At 64.8% G+C, this 16,650-nt stretch carries 15 protein-coding genes; 9 read left to right on the top strand and 6 right to left on the bottom strand.

What is annotated here, in order from left to right:
* Positions 1 to 61: 61 nt before the first annotated feature.
* Positions 62 to 1,162, bottom strand: a complete 1,101-nt coding sequence (locus LCM4577_RS04765; protein WP_071069959.1) for a hypothetical protein — start codon at positions 1,160 to 1,162, stop codon at positions 62 to 64.
* A 99-nt stretch (positions 1,163 to 1,261) separates the two neighbouring features.
* Between LCM4577_RS04765 and LCM4577_RS04770 the strand changes: the two genes are divergently transcribed.
* The 5 genes from LCM4577_RS04770 (at position 1,262) to LCM4577_RS04790 (ending at position 4,930) form a co-directional block, all read left to right on the top strand.
* Positions 1,262 to 1,696, top strand: coding sequence for a DsrE family protein (locus LCM4577_RS04770; protein ID WP_041012740.1), 435 nt, complete (start codon positions 1,262 to 1,264; stop codon positions 1,694 to 1,696).
* A 110-nt stretch (positions 1,697 to 1,806) separates the two neighbouring features.
* Positions 1,807 to 2,580, top strand: coding sequence for an SDR family NAD(P)-dependent oxidoreductase (locus LCM4577_RS04775; RefSeq protein WP_071033086.1), 774 nt, complete (start codon positions 1,807 to 1,809; stop codon positions 2,578 to 2,580).
* A gap of 57 nt (positions 2,581 to 2,637) precedes the next feature.
* The gene (locus LCM4577_RS04780; protein ID WP_040989797.1) at positions 2,638 to 2,949 is read left to right on the top strand and encodes a putative quinol monooxygenase; all 312 of its coding nucleotides are present in this window, start codon (positions 2,638 to 2,640) and stop codon (positions 2,947 to 2,949) included.
* Positions 2,950 to 3,017: 68 nt separating this feature from the next.
* Positions 3,018 to 4,121 (top strand): AbrB family transcriptional regulator, encoded by a 1,104-nt coding sequence (locus tag LCM4577_RS04785; protein WP_071033084.1) that lies wholly within the window; start codon positions 3,018 to 3,020, stop codon positions 4,119 to 4,121.
* A gap of 44 nt (positions 4,122 to 4,165) precedes the next feature.
* Positions 4,166 to 4,930: an SDR family NAD(P)-dependent oxidoreductase gene (locus tag LCM4577_RS04790; RefSeq protein WP_071069961.1), complete on the top strand. Its 765-nt coding sequence runs from the start codon at positions 4,166 to 4,168 to the stop codon at positions 4,928 to 4,930.
* A 23-nt stretch (positions 4,931 to 4,953) separates the two neighbouring features.
* Here the strand turns inward: LCM4577_RS04790 and LCM4577_RS04795 are convergent, their stop codons facing one another.
* Entirely contained in the window at positions 4,954 to 5,841 is an 888-nt protein-coding gene (locus tag LCM4577_RS04795) for a LysR family transcriptional regulator (RefSeq protein WP_071069963.1), read from the bottom strand.
* A 146-nt stretch (positions 5,842 to 5,987) separates the two neighbouring features.
* On the opposite strand from LCM4577_RS04795, the gene LCM4577_RS04800 reads away from it, so the two are divergent.
* The 3 genes from LCM4577_RS04800 to LCM4577_RS04810 all read left to right on the top strand — a co-directional run bounded on the left by LCM4577_RS04800 (position 5,988) and on the right by LCM4577_RS04810 (position 10,961).
* Positions 5,988 to 7,523, top strand: a complete 1,536-nt coding sequence (locus LCM4577_RS04800) for an MFS transporter (RefSeq protein WP_071069964.1) — start codon at positions 5,988 to 5,990, stop codon at positions 7,521 to 7,523.
* A gap of 109 nt (positions 7,524 to 7,632) precedes the next feature.
* The gene (locus tag LCM4577_RS04805; protein ID WP_071069966.1) at positions 7,633 to 9,744 is read left to right on the top strand and encodes a TonB-dependent siderophore receptor; all 2,112 of its coding nucleotides are present in this window, start codon (positions 7,633 to 7,635) and stop codon (positions 9,742 to 9,744) included.
* The gene (locus tag LCM4577_RS04810) at positions 9,744 to 10,961 is read left to right on the top strand and encodes an MFS transporter (RefSeq protein WP_071069968.1); all 1,218 of its coding nucleotides are present in this window, start codon (positions 9,744 to 9,746) and stop codon (positions 10,959 to 10,961) included. Before LCM4577_RS04805 ends, LCM4577_RS04810 begins: the two co-directional genes overlap by 1 nt.
* 8 nt (positions 10,962 to 10,969) lie before the next feature.
* Here LCM4577_RS04810 and LCM4577_RS04815 read toward each other — a convergent pair whose 3' ends face one another.
* From LCM4577_RS04815 to LCM4577_RS04830, 4 genes are all read right to left on the bottom strand, one after another.
* The gene (locus LCM4577_RS04815) at positions 10,970 to 12,043 is read right to left on the bottom strand and encodes a siderophore-interacting protein (RefSeq protein ID WP_071033175.1); all 1,074 of its coding nucleotides are present in this window, start codon (positions 12,041 to 12,043) and stop codon (positions 10,970 to 10,972) included.
* 157 nt (positions 12,044 to 12,200) lie between these two features.
* On the bottom strand, positions 12,201 to 12,515 hold the full coding sequence (locus LCM4577_RS04820; protein ID WP_071033078.1) for a nuclear transport factor 2 family protein: 315 nt from the start codon (positions 12,513 to 12,515) through the stop codon (positions 12,201 to 12,203).
* On the bottom strand, positions 12,515 to 13,291 hold the full coding sequence (locus tag LCM4577_RS04825; RefSeq protein WP_071069969.1) for an esterase family protein: 777 nt from the start codon (positions 13,289 to 13,291) through the stop codon (positions 12,515 to 12,517). Before LCM4577_RS04825 ends, LCM4577_RS04820 begins: the two co-directional genes overlap by 1 nt.
* A 4-nt stretch (positions 13,292 to 13,295) precedes the next feature.
* Positions 13,296 to 14,462, bottom strand: a complete 1,167-nt coding sequence (locus LCM4577_RS04830; RefSeq protein WP_071069971.1) for an ATP-grasp domain-containing protein — start codon at positions 14,460 to 14,462, stop codon at positions 13,296 to 13,298.
* A gap of 408 nt (positions 14,463 to 14,870) precedes the next feature.
* Here LCM4577_RS04830 and leuA point away from each other — a divergent pair, with 408 nt between their 5' ends.
* Positions 14,871 to 16,607 (top strand): 2-isopropylmalate synthase, encoded by a 1,737-nt coding sequence (gene leuA / locus LCM4577_RS04835; RefSeq protein ID WP_041004568.1) that lies wholly within the window; start codon positions 14,871 to 14,873, stop codon positions 16,605 to 16,607.
* Positions 16,608 to 16,650: the final 43 nt, after the last annotated feature.

Below are 16,650 nucleotides of genomic sequence, written 5' to 3' on the forward strand. Positions count from 1 at the left end.
ATTTCAGGGCGGAGCAGGAGCGAAGCTCCGTCGCGGAGACCCTGGAATGACGAAGCGCTGATTACGGTGCGCAAGCCGACTGCGGCATCGGCGTCAACCGATAGACCTTGTCGTCGGATTTCGTCTTACCGTTCACCGCCTTCGAGCAAAGATCGACTACCGCCACCGCATTGTTGGGGTTGGCGACCATCATCGTGCCGTTGGGGCCGCGCTTGAGGAAGATTTCCTTCTGCGAGATGTCGCAGGAAAAATCGCTCATCTTCGGGCTGGCCGAGCAGCGCCACTGGTCGGCATCGCCCTGGCAGGAATAGGTCTGCGTGACCTTGGCGCCCTTCTGCCTTGTCGTCACCGAAATGGCGATATCCGCGCCGTCGGGCCAGTTCGCGGCATCGCCGCCGGTGGCGAAGGAGGCAAGCTCGACCGGACCGCGGAAGACACGAATCGATTGCGTCAGCTGGTTGGGGTGCGACTTCAGATGCTGCTCGTCGTAGTCGCGGCCGAAGCAGAAGGGCTGATCGGGCTTCAGCCGCACGCGCAGCGGATCACCAAGCGCCGGATCGATGGGATCGATGCGCGCGAACTCCCCCTTGCAGCTATCGGCCGGCATCGGGTCCAGCTTGAAATTGTCGTCCTCGCTGCCCAACGCCTGCTTGGCATACTCCGCCTTGCTCATCGACTCCGACGCGTCGGGATCGAGATAGACGTCTTGCGACAGGCCGGACAGCAGCAGCTTTCCCTTGTCGTCGACTTTCAGCGAGGCCAGAGTCCGGTCGCAATCCATGCCGCAGCGGATGCCACTTGCCTTGTCGCTCGGATCTTCCTTGTTGCACCAGCTGCTCGCCCATTCCGGCTTCTTGGCGCCGCGCACCGTGGTGGTGAGGAAGCCATTGTAGGAATTATCCTGGTTGGCGGGAGGTTCTTCGTTCGGCCGGCTCACCGGATCGTGGCCGTAGAAAAAGAAGATGCGCGCCACCTTTTGGCGCGGATGCGCCTTGAGATGGGCGGCGTCGTAGACGCGGCCGAAGCAGGCGTCGGCGCCGGTCGGGCTGAGCTCGGGAAGCTTGGGCGGCTGTTCGGCGCGCGCCGCGCCGGCAAAAGCGGCAAGGGCGGCGCAAAGCGCCACGCCCGCCATGGTCCTCGCCACCATGGTCCTCGATGACATGTGATCCTCCTCCCACCGACAGGACCAGGATATGCTAGTCTAGGAGTGCCGCCCGGGCCATGCAAAATCGCGCGAGCGGGCGAGCGAACGGAGGATACGATGCTGCGCCGTGACATTTTTCGTGCCGGTCTCGCAGGCGCCGCAGGCCTTTTCGGCCTGAGCCGGGCAAATGCGGCAACATCGGAGGAAAGGCTGAAAGTCGCCTATCATCTCAGCGACACGGACAAGGTCAACTTTGTCCTCGGCAACATCAAGAACCACTATGAAGGCGCCGGCGGCAATGTCGATATCGTGCTTGTGGTGCACGGCCCGGCTCTTGCCGCCTTCAAGTCCAAGGGCGCTTCCGGCGCGGTTTCCAGCCGCTTTGCCGGCCTCGTCCAGCAGGGGCTCGTCCCGCAAGCCTGCGGCAACACGCTGCGTGGCATGGACATCACGCTGACCGACCTGCTGGCGGGCTTCGAGCTTGCCGAGAAGGGCGGCGTCGTGAAGCTCGCCGAGTTGCAGCGCCAGGGCTATGTCTATCTCAGGCCCTGAATGCGCCCGGACTTGAAGGCCAACACTTGAACGCCCCTACTTGAACGCCCCTACTTGAACGCAAGGTCGACAATGGCCTACGAAAGACGGCAACGCGGAGGCCAGCCGACATGCTGACACTTGCCATCCCCGATCTTGCCGGAAAGGCGGTTCTGGTCACCGGCGCTTCGACCGGCATCGGTGCCGCCCTTGCCCGTGCCTACGCCGCGCAGAAATGCCGCGTCGCGCTGCATTACAATGCGAGCCGCGCGCCCGCTGAAACCGTGGCCGGGACCATCCGCGACGATGGCGGCGAGGTGTTTCTGGTTCAGGGCGATTTTTCGATACCTGCCGACGTCGAGCGTGTGGTCGAAGAGAGCGCCAAGCATTTCGGCCGGCTCGACGGGCTGGTCAACAATGCTGGCGGCATGCTCGGCCGTGTCGCCTACGCCGATCAGGACGAGGCGCATTACGACGCCGTGATGGACCTCAACGCGCGCTCGGTGCTCACCGCCTCGCGCAAGGCGATCCCGTGGCTGAAGCGCCAGGGCGGCTTCATCATCAACACCACCTCGATCGCCGCGCGCAACGGGGCCGGCGGCGGCGCCGGCCTCTACGGGTCGTCCAAGGCCTTCGTCTCCAATGTGACGCGCGGCATGGCCAAGGAGTTGATCGGCTTCGGCATCCGCGTCAACGCGGTCGCGCCGGGCACCATCCTGACGCCCTTCCACGAACGCTATTCGAACGCCGATCAGATCAAGGCCATGGTCGCCACCATTCCGCAAGGCCGCGCCGGAACGCCCGAGGATTGCGTCGGCGCCTATCTTTTCCTGTCGTCCGATCTGTTGAGCGGCTACATCATCGGCCAGGTGATCGAGGTGAATGGCGGCCAGTTGATGCCGTGAGCCGGCGATTGCATACTTGATGCAGCGCGCGACCCAATCTGGAGGGAGAGCAAGGGCATGTACGGACTGATCGGCAAGATGCGGGCGGCGCGCGGCCAGCGCGACGCGGTGATCGACGTGCTGCGCGAAAGCACCGCCGCGCTCCCTGGTTGCCTGAGCTACATCATCGCCATCGACCCGGTCGACGCCGACGCGATCTGGGTCACCGAAGTGTGGACCGACCAGGCGAGCCACAAGGCCTCGCTGCAATTGCCGGAAGTCCAGGCCGCGATCGCCAAGGCGCGTCCGTTCATCGCCGGTTTCGAATTCCAGATCGAGACTCATCCTGTTGGCGGCTTTGGACTGCCGTCGCCCGAAAAGGCTGGCTGATCTCCCGGACGGGCATTTTTCGCGAAAAGCGGGTTCGCATTTGTCTGCGTCCCGTCTAAGGGCCCGATATGGACTCCTCGCCAGAGCAACCGCCCTTGGACCAAGCGCCCATCGAGCGCATGGCGCGCCTGCGCCCGCCGCAGCAATGGCTGGTGCTTTTGGTCTTCTCGCTGCTCTTCGCCGGCGCGCTGGAACTGGCCGCCCTGCCGGCGGCGCTGCTGATCGGCCCGATGCTTGCCGCGATCCTCGCCGGCACCAACGGCGCCACCGTGCGTGTGCCGCGACCGCTGTTCGGCTCGGCCCAGGCGATCGTCGGCTGCTTGGTCGCCGGCTCGATCTCGGCCGACATCTTTCCGGCGCTCTATCACGAATGGCCGCTGTTCCTTGGCGTGGTGGTCGCGACCGTCGCCGCCTCCAGCCTGCTTGGCTGGCTGATCAGCCGCTGGCGCATCCTGCCCGGCACCACGGCGGTCTGGGGCTCCTCGCCTGGCGCCGCGACCGCCATGGTGCTGATGGCCGGCGCCTTCGGCGCCGACCAGCGTCTCGTCGCCTTCATGCAATATCTGCGCGTCATCTTCGTCTCGATGACGGCCGCTCTCGTCGCCAAGATGTGGGTCGACACTTCCGACGTCGAAGCGCCGCCGATCGTCTGGTTTCCGCCGATCGATGCTTTCGCTTTTGCCGCCACCATCGGCATCGCGATCGTCGGCGGCCTGGCCGGAAAGCTGGTCAGGCTGCCCTCGCCGTTCTTTCTCGGCACCTTCATTTTCGGCGCGGTGGTCCATCTCGGTCTCGGCGTGCCGATGCAGTTGCCGCCCTGGCTGCTGGCGACCAGCTACGCCATGGTCGGTTGGTCGATCGGGCTGAACTTCACCCGGCCGATCCTGCGCCATGCCGCGCGCGCCCTGCCGCAGATCATCGGCTCGATCGTCGCGCTGATCGCCTTTTGCGGCGGCATGGCCTTCGTCATCAGCCGCCTGCTCGGCATCGATCCGCTGACCGCCTACCTGGCGACCAGCCCGGGCGGCATGGACAGTGTCGCCATCATCGCGGCGGCGGCGCGCAACGTCGACATCTCCTTCGTCATGGCCTTGCAGTCGGCGCGCTTCCTGGTCGTGCTGCTCATTGGGCCAAGCGTAGCCAGGCTGGTGGCGCGAAACGTCAGGGCCTGATCCGCGATATCCAAGGGTGCAAGGGTAGCTGAGGAGAATTGCCCATGGAACGCCGTCAGAATGCCGTAGATCTTTCCGGCCGCGTCGCCGTGGTGACCGGCGGCGCGCAAGGCATCGGCCTTGCGGTTGCCCGACGCCTGGTGTCGTCGGGCGCCGGCGTCGCCATCTGGGACGTCGACCAGGCCGCGATGGCCAAGGCCGCCGCCGAACTCGCGCCGCTCGGCCGCGTCGAGGCCATCCTCTGCGACCAGTCGCAGATCGAGGCCGTCGATCGCGCCGCTGCCGAGACCGAGCGCACGCTCGGCCCCGTCGATCTCCTCGTCAACAATGCCGGTATCGCCGGGCCGGCGGCAACCGTGGTGGATTACGACCCCGCCGCCTGGCGCCAAATCGTCGATATCGACCTCAACGGCGTCTTCTATTGCTGCAAGCGCCTGGTGCCCGGCATGGTCGCGCGCAACTACGGCCGCATCGTCAACATCTCCTCGGTGGCCGGCAAGGAAGGCAATCCCAACGCCGCCGCCTATTCCGCCGCCAAGGCCGGCGTGCTGGCGCTGACCAAGTCGCTCGGCAAGGAGCTTGCCGGCCACGACATCGCCGTCAATGCGCTGACGCCCTCGCCCGCCCGCACCCGCATCCTCGAGCAGCTCACCGAGGCGCAGGTCGCCTATATGCTCGGCAAGGTGCCGCGCGGCCGCTTCGTCGAGGTCGAGGAGGCCGCCGCCATGGTCGTCTTCATGCTGTCGGACGAGAACTCCTTCACCACCGGAGCGACCTTCGATCTCTCCGGCGGGCGCACCACCTACTGACCTCACGCCGCCTGCCGCGAAACCTATCGTCCGGCCGCAAGCCGCTCCGGCAGGAAATCGACGAAGACGCGGACCTTCGGCGAAAGGTGGCGGTTGGACGGCCACAGCATCCGGAACTGGCCGCGGCCGTCGACATGCTCGTCGAGCACGGTTCGCAGTGTTCCCTCTTCCAGCGCCTCCCGCACCAAGAAATCGGGCATGCAAGCGATGCCGAGACCGGCGATCGTCGCACCCTTCAAAGCCTCCATGTTGTTGCAGGTCAGCATCGAACGAATYTGCGGCGCGGCGCTCCCGGTGATGAACGGCCAGTTGAGCAGCCTGCCGCTGTTGAGGAATCGGAAATGGATGCCGAAATGGGCCGCGAGGTCCGCCGGGGTGTCGGGCGTGCCATGCCGATCGAGATAGGAAGAGGCAGCGCACAAGATCATGCGAAAAGGCGCGACCGGCCTCGACACCAATCGTGAATCGGGCAGTTCGCCGCTGCGGATCGCGACGTCGATACCCTCTTCGATGACGTCGACGATGCGATCGTTGAAATCGATGTCGAGCTCGATTTCCGGGTATCGCGCCATGAATTCCGACAGCACCGGCAAAAGCAGATGATAGGTGACGATCGGGGTGGAGATGCGCAGTCGTCCGCGTGGCGTCTCGCGTGTCCGCGACAGCATCGCTTCCGCGTCTTCGATATCGTCGAGGATGCGGCGCACCCGCTCGTTGAACAGCTTGCCCTCCTCGGTCAGGCCGATGCGCCGCGTGCTGCGCTGCAGGAGCCGCACGCCGAGCTCCTGCTCGAGCCGGGCGACGCTCTTTCCGACGGCGGAAGCCGAGATGCCGAGCGCCCGTCCGGCGGTGACGAAACTGCCGAGCTCGGCGGTGCGGGCGAAGGCAAGAAGGCCGTTGAGACGATCCATCGCTTGAATCCATTCGAGCGTTTCATTCCGGGATGACCGGAGATCTAATACTATTCTGCCGTAAATGTCGCCGCCCTATCTTGTCGTTGCGATCGGCGCCGCCAGTCAGCGGCATGCCGGCAACCCCGCCTGAGATAGGAAAATCCATGACTTTGATGACCAGGACCGGCCCGGCCGGCAGATGGCTCGTGCTGCTGTCGGTCTGCCTCGCCGCCATGACCATGCCGTTGAGCTTTACCGGTCCGGCAGTGGCGCTGTCCCGCATTGCCGCCGATCTCGGCGGCAGTCCGCTCGCCCTCAATTGGGTGACCAACGCCTTCATGCTGACCTTCGGCGCCGGCTTGATGGCAGCCGGAGCATTGGCCGACAATCATGGCCGCAAGCGGATCTTCCTTGCCGGCCTCGCCACCTATCTCCTTGCCGCGCTGGGCTGCACGCTGGCGCCCGGCATCGTCTGGTTCGACATGTTCAGGGCCCTGCAAGGCATTGGCGGCGCCGCCGCCTTCGCCGGCGGCGCCTCCGCGCTCGCGCAGGAATTCGACGGGCAATCGCGGTTGCGCGCCTTCAGTTTCCTCGGCACCAGCTTCGGCATCGGCCTTGCCTTCGGTCCCGTTGCCTCCGGCCTGCTCATCGACGCATTCGGCTGGCGCTCGATCTTTCTTCTCGTGGCGGCGCTTGGCGTTGCCGCCGCCGCGCTTGGCCTGCGCACGATCGCCGAATCGCGCGACCCGGACGCAACCGGGCTCGACTGGGCGGGAGCCGGCACCTTCACCATCGCGCTTTCCGCGCTGACCTACGGCGTGCTGCAGGCGCCGCAGAGCGGCTGGGCCAATCCCTTCGTTATCGTGCTCCTAGGCGTGGCTGCCGTCTTCTTTGCCGCCTTCGTCATCGTCGAGCGGCGCGTGCGCCGGCCGATGCTGGACCTGACGCTGTTTCGCTTCCCGCGTTTCGTCGGCGTCCAGTTCCTGGCCGCGGCGCCCGCCTATGCCTTCGTCGTCCTGCTCGTGCTCCTGCCGATCCGCTTTATCGGCATCGAAGGGATGAGCGAGATCAAGGCGGGGCAATTGATGATCTGCCTCTCCGGCCCGCTGCTGATCTTGCCGCTGCTGGCCGGCCAGGCGGCACGCCGGATCGCCCCGGCGACGATCTGCGGTGCGGGCCTCCTCGTCGCCGCGGCCGGTCTGGTCTGGCTGAGCCGCGTGCCCGCGGCGGGCAGCGCGCTGGTGCCCCCGCTGATCCTGATCGGCATCGGCATCGCCTTGCCCTGGGGGCTGATGGATGGACTGGCAGTCAGCGTCGTGCCGAAGGAGCGCGCCGGCATGGCGGTCGGCATCTTCAACACCACCCGCGTCGCCAGCGAGGGCGTGGCCTTGGCCATCGTCATGGCGGCCTTGTCCGGTTTCACGGCCACGCAGCTTGGCGCTCAAGGACTGGCCTCGCCTGGCGAGGCGGCCGCGGCGGCCCAGCTACTGGCAACCGGCAATATCAGCGAAACGGTGCAACATCTGCACTTGGCCGACGCCACTGCCCTGGTCCAAGCCTATGAGACGGCTTTCGACCGGCTGCTCATCGTGCTGGCGACGATCACCGTGCTCACCGCCATCGTCGTCTTCCTTGGCTTGCGCCGCGGATCGGCATCGGAACAAGACGTCGCGCCTGTCCCGGCCTGCCAGGAAGGCTGACGCTACGTGACGCCGTCAAGTCCGGCGACGTATAAAAAATACTTGACTCACATACTCATATTTGAGAGCGCGGAAGCGCAACAAAAACATGAGAATTGGAGACAGGTTAATGCCGAAGCGGTCGAGGACGTGGCGCCGGGGATTATCATTGCTGGCGGGCAGCGCCATCCTCGGCAATGCCTGGCCGGCACTTGCCCAGGACGGCGGCGACGCCACCGTTCTCGACAGGATCGAGGTGACCGCCGAGAGCAACGAGATCCTGAAGCAGGACGGCTATGTCGCCAAGAAGGACCGCATCGGCACCAAGACCGACACGCCCATCGCCAGGATCCCGCAGGCGGTCTCGGTCGTCACGCAGAAGCAGATCGAGGACCAGAAGCCGCGCACGCTGAACGACGCGCTGGGCTATACGGCCAGCGCCAATCCAAACAGCTTCGGTTTCGACACGCGCTACGACGCCTTCTTCCTGCGCGGCTTCCAGGCCTTCTACAACGGCATGTTCCGCGACGGGCTGCGCCAGTACAACGGCCCCTCCGCCTGGTTCAAGACCGAGCCTTACGGCATCGAGGGCGTCACCATCCTGAAGGGACCCGCCTCCTCGCTCTACGGCGTCAGCGGTCCGGGCGGCATCGTCAACGTCGTCACCAAGCGCCCCAAGGACGAGCCGTTCCATGAGATCGAACTGCTGGCAGGCGAGCACAACCGCTTCCAGGCGGCGCTCGATGCTTCCGGGCCGGTCAATGACGACGACAGCATCCTCTACCGCTTCACCAGCCTCGGCCGCCTGAGCGAGACCGGCCTGCCCGACTATCCCGACGACAAGCTCTATCTGGCGCCTGCCGTTACCTTCAAGCCGGACGAGGATACCAAGCTCACCATCCTCGGCGAATATTCGAAGTCCGTCACCGGCGGCACCGCAGCTTTCTACAATTCCGCCTATGGCGTGCTGTCGAACGTCTATGAAGGCGATCCGGCCTGGAACGATTTCACCCAGGATCAGGGGCGCATCGGCTACGAGTTCGAGCACCGCTTCAACGACTGGCTGACCGTGCGCCAGAACCTGCGCTACAACGCTGTCGATTCAGACATCGAATACAGCGGCCACTATTCGATCGGCGCCGATCAGCCGCTTGAGCGCTACTGGGGCCACTACACCGAGACGATGAAGAACTTCGTCGTCGACAACATGGCGCAGCTCGAATTCGACACCGGCCCGGTCAGGCACACCGCGATTGCCGGCATCGACTATGCCTGGTCGGATTATGACGCCGGCAGCGGGCTCTCCTATGTCTCGGTCGAGGATATCAAGGYCGCCCCCGTCCCTCATTCCGGCGGGCAGGAGATGAACCAGCTCGGCGTCTACCTGCACGACCAGATGGAGTGGAGCGATTTCACCCTCTTCACCAGCGGTCGCTACGACTGGGTCGACACCACCTCCACCGCCGCCGATTTCAGCCAGTCGAAGCAGAAGGACAGCGCCTTTTCCGGCCGCGTCGGCCTCTCCTACCGGACCGAATGGGGCATCATCCCCTACGTCAACTACTCGACTTCGTTCTCGCCCAACATTGGCTTCGTCTATGACGACGTTAATAGCCCGGTCGACCGCGTCGCCCGCCCGACCATCGCCACGCAGAAGGAGATCGGCGTCAAATACGAGATCCCCGACCACAACGCGACCGTCAGCGCCGCGCTGTTCGACATCGACCAGAAGGATGGCGTCGTCTTCGACGCCTCGACCGGCATCAACAAGCAGCGCCAGCTTGACCTCAACTCGCGCGGCGTCGAGCTGGAAGCCAATGCCTCGCTCGACAATGGCTTCAGCGTCATCGCCTCCTACACCTATCTGCGCGTGAAGATCGAACGCGGCGCAGAAGGCACCGACGGCAAGGAACTGTCGGCGACGCCGAACCACATCCTGTCGCTTTGGGGTCATTACCAGTTCGAGAACGGCACGCTTGAAGGGCTCGGGCTCGGCGCCGGCGTGCGTTTCGCCGGCGCGAGCTACGGCGACGACACCAACACGTTCAAGAACGACGCGCGCGCCTTCGTCGATGCTTCGCTGTCCTACGATTTCGGCTATCGCAACCCGAAGCTCGAAGGCGTGAAGCTGCAGATCAACGCCAAGAACCTGTTCGACAACCAGCAGACGATCTGCTCGGCCGGCTATTGCTACCGCGACGAGGGCCGCTCGCTGTTCGGCAGCCTGCGTTATCGCTTCTGATGTCGGTCTCCGTCTCGAACCGGACCGCCTTGTCGCCGGCCGCCATCGTCGCGGCGATCGGCGGCCTCTATGTGGCGCAGAGCGTGATCGGCGGCATCACCTGGACAGGTCTGCCGGCCGTCATGCGCGACCAGGGCCTGCCGCTCGACCGCATCGGTCTGCTCACTTTGATCGCCCTGCCATGGGCGCTGAAGTTCCTGTGGTCGCCGGCGGTGGAACGCTACCGGCTTCCGCCGGCAGGCAGGAACCGCACCGGCGCGATCGTCCTCGTCGGCGGCCTCGTCTCCATCGCCGGACTGCTGGCCGTCGCCCAGCTCGGCCCGGCCGCCTTCTGGCCCGTGGTCGCCTGCCTGACGGTGGTCGCCTTTGCAGCTTCGACAGTCGACATCGCCTGCGACGGCTTTGCGGTGCAGAACCTTGCCGGCAAAAATCTCGGCTGGGGCAATGCCGCCCAGGTCGGCGGCGCCTATCTCGGCTCGGCGATCGGCGCCGGCCTGTTCCTCTATCTGGTCGAAATCCATAGCTGGCGCGCGGCGGTGTCGRCCATGGCCTCGTTGCTCGTGCTGCTCGGGCTGCCCTTCCTGCTCGGCATCGCCATCAAATCGCGCGAGGAAGTGCGCGAGCACGTGCCCTCACTCGGCACGGCGCTGCGGCGCCCGCAGATACGCCGCGGCCTGGCGGCGTCGGCGATCTATGTGCTGGCGCAGAAGGCGGCGCTGGCCATGCTCGGCCCGTTTCTCGTCGATGCCGGGCTCAGCCTTTCCACCATCGGACTGGTCAACGGCGCCGGCAGCATGATCCTCGGCGGAGCGGCAGCGCTTGCCGGCGGCGCGCTCGTCCGGTGGCTGGGCACGCGCAGCGTGCTTGTGCTTGCGCTCGTCCTGCAGGCCGGATCGCTGTTCATCCTCGCCGCCTTCGCTTTTTCGGGCGTTTTCCCGACAGGTCCCCTGGTAACCGTCGCGATGCTGAGTTCCTCCGGCATCATGGCGCTCGGCTTCGTGGCGCTCTATGCGCAATTCATGCGCTGGTCGGACCCAAGGCAGGCAGGTGTCGATTTCACGCTTTTCCAATGCATGGACGCACTCGTCAGCATGGCGGGTGGCGTCCTAGCCGGTTATGCGGCGCAGCATTTGGGCTATGGCGCGCTGTTCGGCGGCGCTGGCGTCATCGCGCTGCTGGCGGCGCCGGCGATCGCCATGGTCAGCGACCGCGACTGAAGACGGAACTATCCCTCGCCGGCCCCGTCTTCGCCCGACGCGCCGCGGCGCCAATAGGCGGTGACAAGATGCCGGTCGCGCGGCAGGGCCCATTCCTTGCGCACGATCCGGCGGATCTCGCGGAAGTCGGTGAACTCGCATCCGGCCCAGACAAAGAGATCGTCGGCCCCGCTGCCGCGCTCGCGCAGCGCTTCCGGCAGCAGGCCGGCGCGGCCTGCTTCGCGGCCGTGCCGATAAAGCCAATGGACGGCGATGTTTTCGCCCGCCGCCAACGTCACTCGGTCTTGCGGACCGTTGACCTCGATGAAGGCCTCGGCACGGACGGACGGCGCAAGCTCTTCCAGCATCCGGCCGATCGCCGGAAGCGCGGTATCGTCACCCAGAAGAAAGAGGTTCGATGCCTCGGGCACATCGCCGCCGCCGGGGCCGATCATGCCGATGATGTCGCCGGCCCGCGCATTCTGTGCGAAAGTCGCGGCCGGCGTCTCGGCGCCGGGATGCAGCACGAAGTCGATGTCGAGCCAGCCCTCGGCCACGTCCAGCGCGCGGATCGTGTAGACGCGGATGGTCAGCGCATCCTCGCCCGAGGGCCAGACGATCAGACCGTCCGCGCCCATGGTCGGCCAGACCGCCTGGCGTCCGGCCGGCGGCAGCAGAAGCCGGACATGAAATCCGCCATGGGCGAAGCGGCCGAGGTCGCGGCCCGAGAAGCGCAGGCGCTGCATATGCGGCGACAGCCGCATCGAGGAAAGGACCGAAATCTCGCGAAAGAACACCGGCGTGCCGGCATCCTTGCCGTCGCCTTGCCAGCGTAAACCTTCGGTGGTGCTGAGATGCGCGGCGATGTGGCCGGCGAAGATCATCTTCATGTAGGAGAGGCAGGTCTCGTCCTCCGCCGAGACACGGACCAGCACGCCGCTGTCGTCGAATGAAGCATTCAACGCGCCGTAATGCATGCGGAATTCCCATTGGCCGGCAACRCCGGTGTCGATTTCATGGTCGCCATGCTCGGCGCGCAGCCTGTCCATCACCGCGCGGATGTCATCATTCTGGATACGGGTTTGCGCGCTCAAAAGATTCATCGCCGGGCCTTTCGATACCAAGTGCGACGGCACCGGCCGAAGCTCGGTGTCGCCAGGCGCCGGCATGCCACAGTGCAAGCGGCACTGCCACTAAAACATGATTATAAAAGTCATATTTTTGGATGAAGCCGCGCGAAGCTCCGTGACGCATCCGGTTTCAGCTGATGACCAGGCTCGCGATCCGGTCGCCGTCCAGCGTGAAGGCCATATCGCCCTCGCCGTTGAAGCCGTTGCCCGTCACGGCGACGCGGGCATGGTAGACGCCGTCGCGCTCTGCGACGCGAACGATGCGAAGATTGGACTGGACGCCGATATTGTCCGACCGGTTCCACCGCGCGACCCCGTCGCGGCCGTGGAAATCACGGCCCCAGTCGCTCAAAAAGGCATCGTCGGTGAAGGTAGCCAGAAAGGCTTCGCTATCATCGGCGTTGGTGGCTTCGACAAAGCGGCGGATCGGATCAGGTGTGGTCATTACTCCAGCCTATGCATCAAATCGTCATCCAGCCAGCGGCCGAAAAAATAGACAAGCTGCTTGTGCCACCACGGCCAGTCATGGCTGACGTCGCCGCCCCAATAGTCGACCCAGGCCGGGATGGATTTGTCGCGCAGCACCTGCTCCAGCTCGCGCGTCTCGACCAGCATGCGCTCTTCCCAGGCGCCTTGGCCGCAGCAGAAGATCAGCCTGAGCGCCCTGAGCCGCCCGAGCAGTTTCTGGTCGACGATGCCGGGCAGGTAATCGAGCGGCGAGTTGAAATAGATGTTGCCTTCAAGCGCCCGGCCGAAAAAGTCGCGGGCCGAATAGACGCCGGACAGCGAGATCACGCCGCTCGCCAGTTCCGGGAAGCGGAACACGAAGTTCGACGAGTGGTAGCCACCCATCGAGCAGCCGCAGAACAGCGGCTTCAAGCCGCGTCCGCCGTTAGACTTGGCGGCGACCGCCTGCAGCTCAGGCAACGCCTCCTCGCGCACATAGCGGAAATAGGCCTCGTGGCGGGCGATGCGATGCGCCGCGTCGGCATGCTTGTTGAAGAAGGATTCCGAATCGATGCCGTCGAGCGTGAAGAGCTGGATGCGGCCGGTGTCGATGAACTCCGCGAGCGCGCCGACACCGCCGGAATCCTCGAACTGGTAGAAGCGCCCTTGCGAGGTCGGGAACACCACCACCGGGCGCCCGGCATGGCCATAGCGTTTGTATTCCATGTCGCGGCCGAGATTGCGGGCATGGCCCTTGTGATAGGAGACGTCCATCGGCTCAGGCCTTTTCCGCGTGGATATAGTCGACCGCCTGGCGCAGCGCCTTCTGATCCTTCGAACGCATCTGGTAGGCGTAATTGCCCATGGCGCGGCTGAAGACCTCTTCGATGGCCTGGTGATGGACGATCTTGTCGCCGTGGGCGGCTAGCACGTCCGCATGGCTGTGCAAATAGTCGATATGGCGTTTGCGGCTGGCATAGGCGGTGAAATACCTGCCCTTGTAGGGGCCGCCGGCGGCATCCTTGACCACCATGTCGGCCCAGGCGGCATAGACGTCGATGTCGAACGTGTAGTTGATGGCGTCCGTCATCCAGGCGCCGGGCGGGCGCATGTTGACCTCGAGCGCTATGATGCGCTCGTCCCTGGTCTCGAACAGCTCGATGTGGAAGAAACGCTCGCGCACGTCGAACGCTTTCAGGATCTTGCGCCCCGCCTCCTCGACCGCCGGAGTGATTTCGGGGAAGCAGGTGTAGCTCATGTGGCGGTCCTTGTTGACCGCATCCATGATGCTCTGGTCGTAGCGGTGGCTCGCCGCCAGCACAACCTCGCCGTCGCGGTTGACCAGCCCGTCGAAGGTCACCACCAGCCCCTCGATGAACTGCTCCATGACGAAGGTCACGCCCTCCGGCTTGTCCCGGAAGAACTGGTCGAGCTCCTTGGCGGTGGAGATCTTGAAGGTGTTCGAGGCGCCGGAGCCCGAATCCGGCTTGACCACCACCGGGTAGCCGACGCGACGGATGAAGGTCATGGCGCCGGTGCGGTCGGAGCATTTGCGCTGCGGGATGGTCTCCACGCCGCTCTTGCGGAAGAAGGCGCGCATGCGGCTCTTCCGCTTCAAATTCTTCACGAAATCGACCTTGGTGCCGAAGATGTTGAAATCGGTGCGGATGTTGGCTTCCAGCTCCAGCCAATGCTCGTTGAGCGACTCGAAGCGGTCGATGCGACCCCATTTGTGGATGAAATGCCCCATCGCCCGGAACACGGCATCGTAGTCTTCCATGTCTGCGACGCGGTAATATTCCGCCAGCGCCGCTTTCAGCTTGCCGCTCAAGGTCTCGTAAGGCGCGTCGCCGATGCCTAGCACCGTGGCGCCCGCYTTCCTCAGCCGGTCGCAGAACTCGGCGCCGTTGGCGGGAAAATGCGGCGAGAAGAACACGAAGTTCATGGATGACCCCTCCCCGGCGGCTGCCGCCGATGGCTGAAGTCTGGCGCATTTGCGGCGCGCGGGGAAGTCCGTCCGCAGGTAGGGGATCGCGATCCGCCATGCGTCCCGCTTGCCTCCGCCGTGCCGCTCCTGTAAGAGAGCCGCCATGACCACGCGCGTCCGCTCCGTCGCTTCCTCTCGCACCGGCTTTGCCGGCGAGACCGCGCGCGCGCTCGCTTCGACCCTGCTTCTTCTCGGCCTTATCGGCGATCGCCGGGCTTGCTGAAGGAGCGCCCGGCGGTCGATACCCGCCGCCTCAGGCGCATGCTCCTTGGCAAAGTCACAATCAAGCGAATGAAATTCTGGTAGAGGCGACGCTCGCCATCAATCCGCCCAAGGCGAACATGCGAGCCGCCCGGAGAAGAGACGATGAACGCACGAGAAGAAATCCGCGCCGGCGAGGCTGAAGGCAAGCATGCCGCTCAGGGCATGCCCAACGCGACCCGAAAATACCAACCCTACCCGACCGTCGGCCTTGCCGATCGCACCTGGCCGAACAAGGTCATCGACAAGGCGCCGATCTGGTGCTCGGTCGACCTGCGCGACGGCAACCAGGCGCTGATCGATCCGATGGGCCAGGAGCGTAAGGCGCGCATGCTGGCGCTCTTGCTCGACATGGGCTTCAAGGAAATCGAGATCGGCTTCCCCTCGGCCTCGCAGACCGATTTCGACTTCGCCCGTTGGTGCATCGAGGGCGGCAATGTCCCCGATGATGTGGACCTGCAGGTGTTGGTGCAGTGTCGTCCCGAGCTCATCACGCGCACCTTTGAGGCGCTGAAAGGCGCCAAGACTCCGATAGTTCATTTCTACAATTCGACCAGCGAATTGCAGCGCCGCGTCGTCTTCGAGAAGGACGTCGCCGGCATCAAGCGCATCGCCACCGATGCCGCCAAGATGATCACCGACATGGCCGCCAAGGCCGGCGGCGGTTATCGCTTCCAATATTCGCCGGAGAGCTTTCCCGGCACCGAGCTCGAGGTCGCGCTGGAAATCTGCAACGCCGTCACCGAGATCGTTCGGCCGACGCCCGACAATAAGCTGATCATCAACCTGCCGTCGACCGTCGAATCCTCGACGCCGAATGTCTACGCCGACCGTATCGAGTGGATGATCCGGCACCTGGACAATCGCGACAGCCTGATCATTTCGCTGCACCCGCACAACGACCGCGGCACCGGCGTCGCCGCGACCGAACTCGCTCTGATGGCCGGCGCCGACCGCGTCGAGGGAACGCTGTTCGGCAATGGCGAGCGGACCGGCAATGTCGATATCGTCAACCTGGCGCTCAACATGTACACGCAGGGCGTCGATCCCGAGCTCGATTGTTCCGACATCAACCGGATGAAGGATGTCTACGAGTATTCGAACCAGCTGAAGATTCCGGAGCGCCATCCTTATGTCGGCGAACTGGTCTACACGGCCTTCTCCGGCTCGCACCAGGACGCCATCAACAAGGGCATGAAGGCGCTGAAGAAGGCCAACACGCCGCTGTGGGAAGTGCCTTATCTGCCGATCGACCCGGCCGATGTCGGCCGCACCTACGAGGCGATCATCCGCATCAACTCGCAGTCGGGCAAAGGCGGCATCGCCTATGTGCTGCAGGCGGATTACGGCCTCAATCTGCCGCGCAATCTGCAGATCGAGTTCAGCCAGGCGATCCAGGCGATCACCGATGCGGAAGGCAAGGAAGTGCCTGCCAAGCGCATCCACGAACGCTTCCTCGAAACCTATGTCGACCAGCCCGGCGCTCGGCTGAAGTTCCTCGACCATCGCACCTTCCCTGATACCGAGGCGAAGGGCCGACGGATCGTAGAGGCGGAGATCCTCGACAACGGCAAGGAAGTGACCATCACCGGCTCGGGCACCGGTCCGATCGACGGCTTTGTCGACGCGCTCTCGCGCCATGTCGGCGTCGATATGTCGGTGCTGGACTATTCCGAGCATTCCTTGCAGCGCGGCTCCAACGCCTCGGCCATCTCCTATGTCGAAATGGAATATCCGGGTGGCAAGCTGTTCGGCGCCGGCATCAACACCAACATCGTCGCCGCCTCGCTGGAGGCCGTTGTTTCGGCTGCCAACCGTATCATCGGCCGCCAAGCCGGCTGATCGGATTCAGTGCTGAAGCGTGGCGCGGCCCAGCTTGCGCCCC

The sequence above is a fragment of the Mesorhizobium sp. LCM 4577 genome (assembly GCF_001854795.2).
Lineage (GTDB): Bacteria > Pseudomonadota > Alphaproteobacteria > Rhizobiales > Rhizobiaceae > Mesorhizobium > Mesorhizobium plurifarium.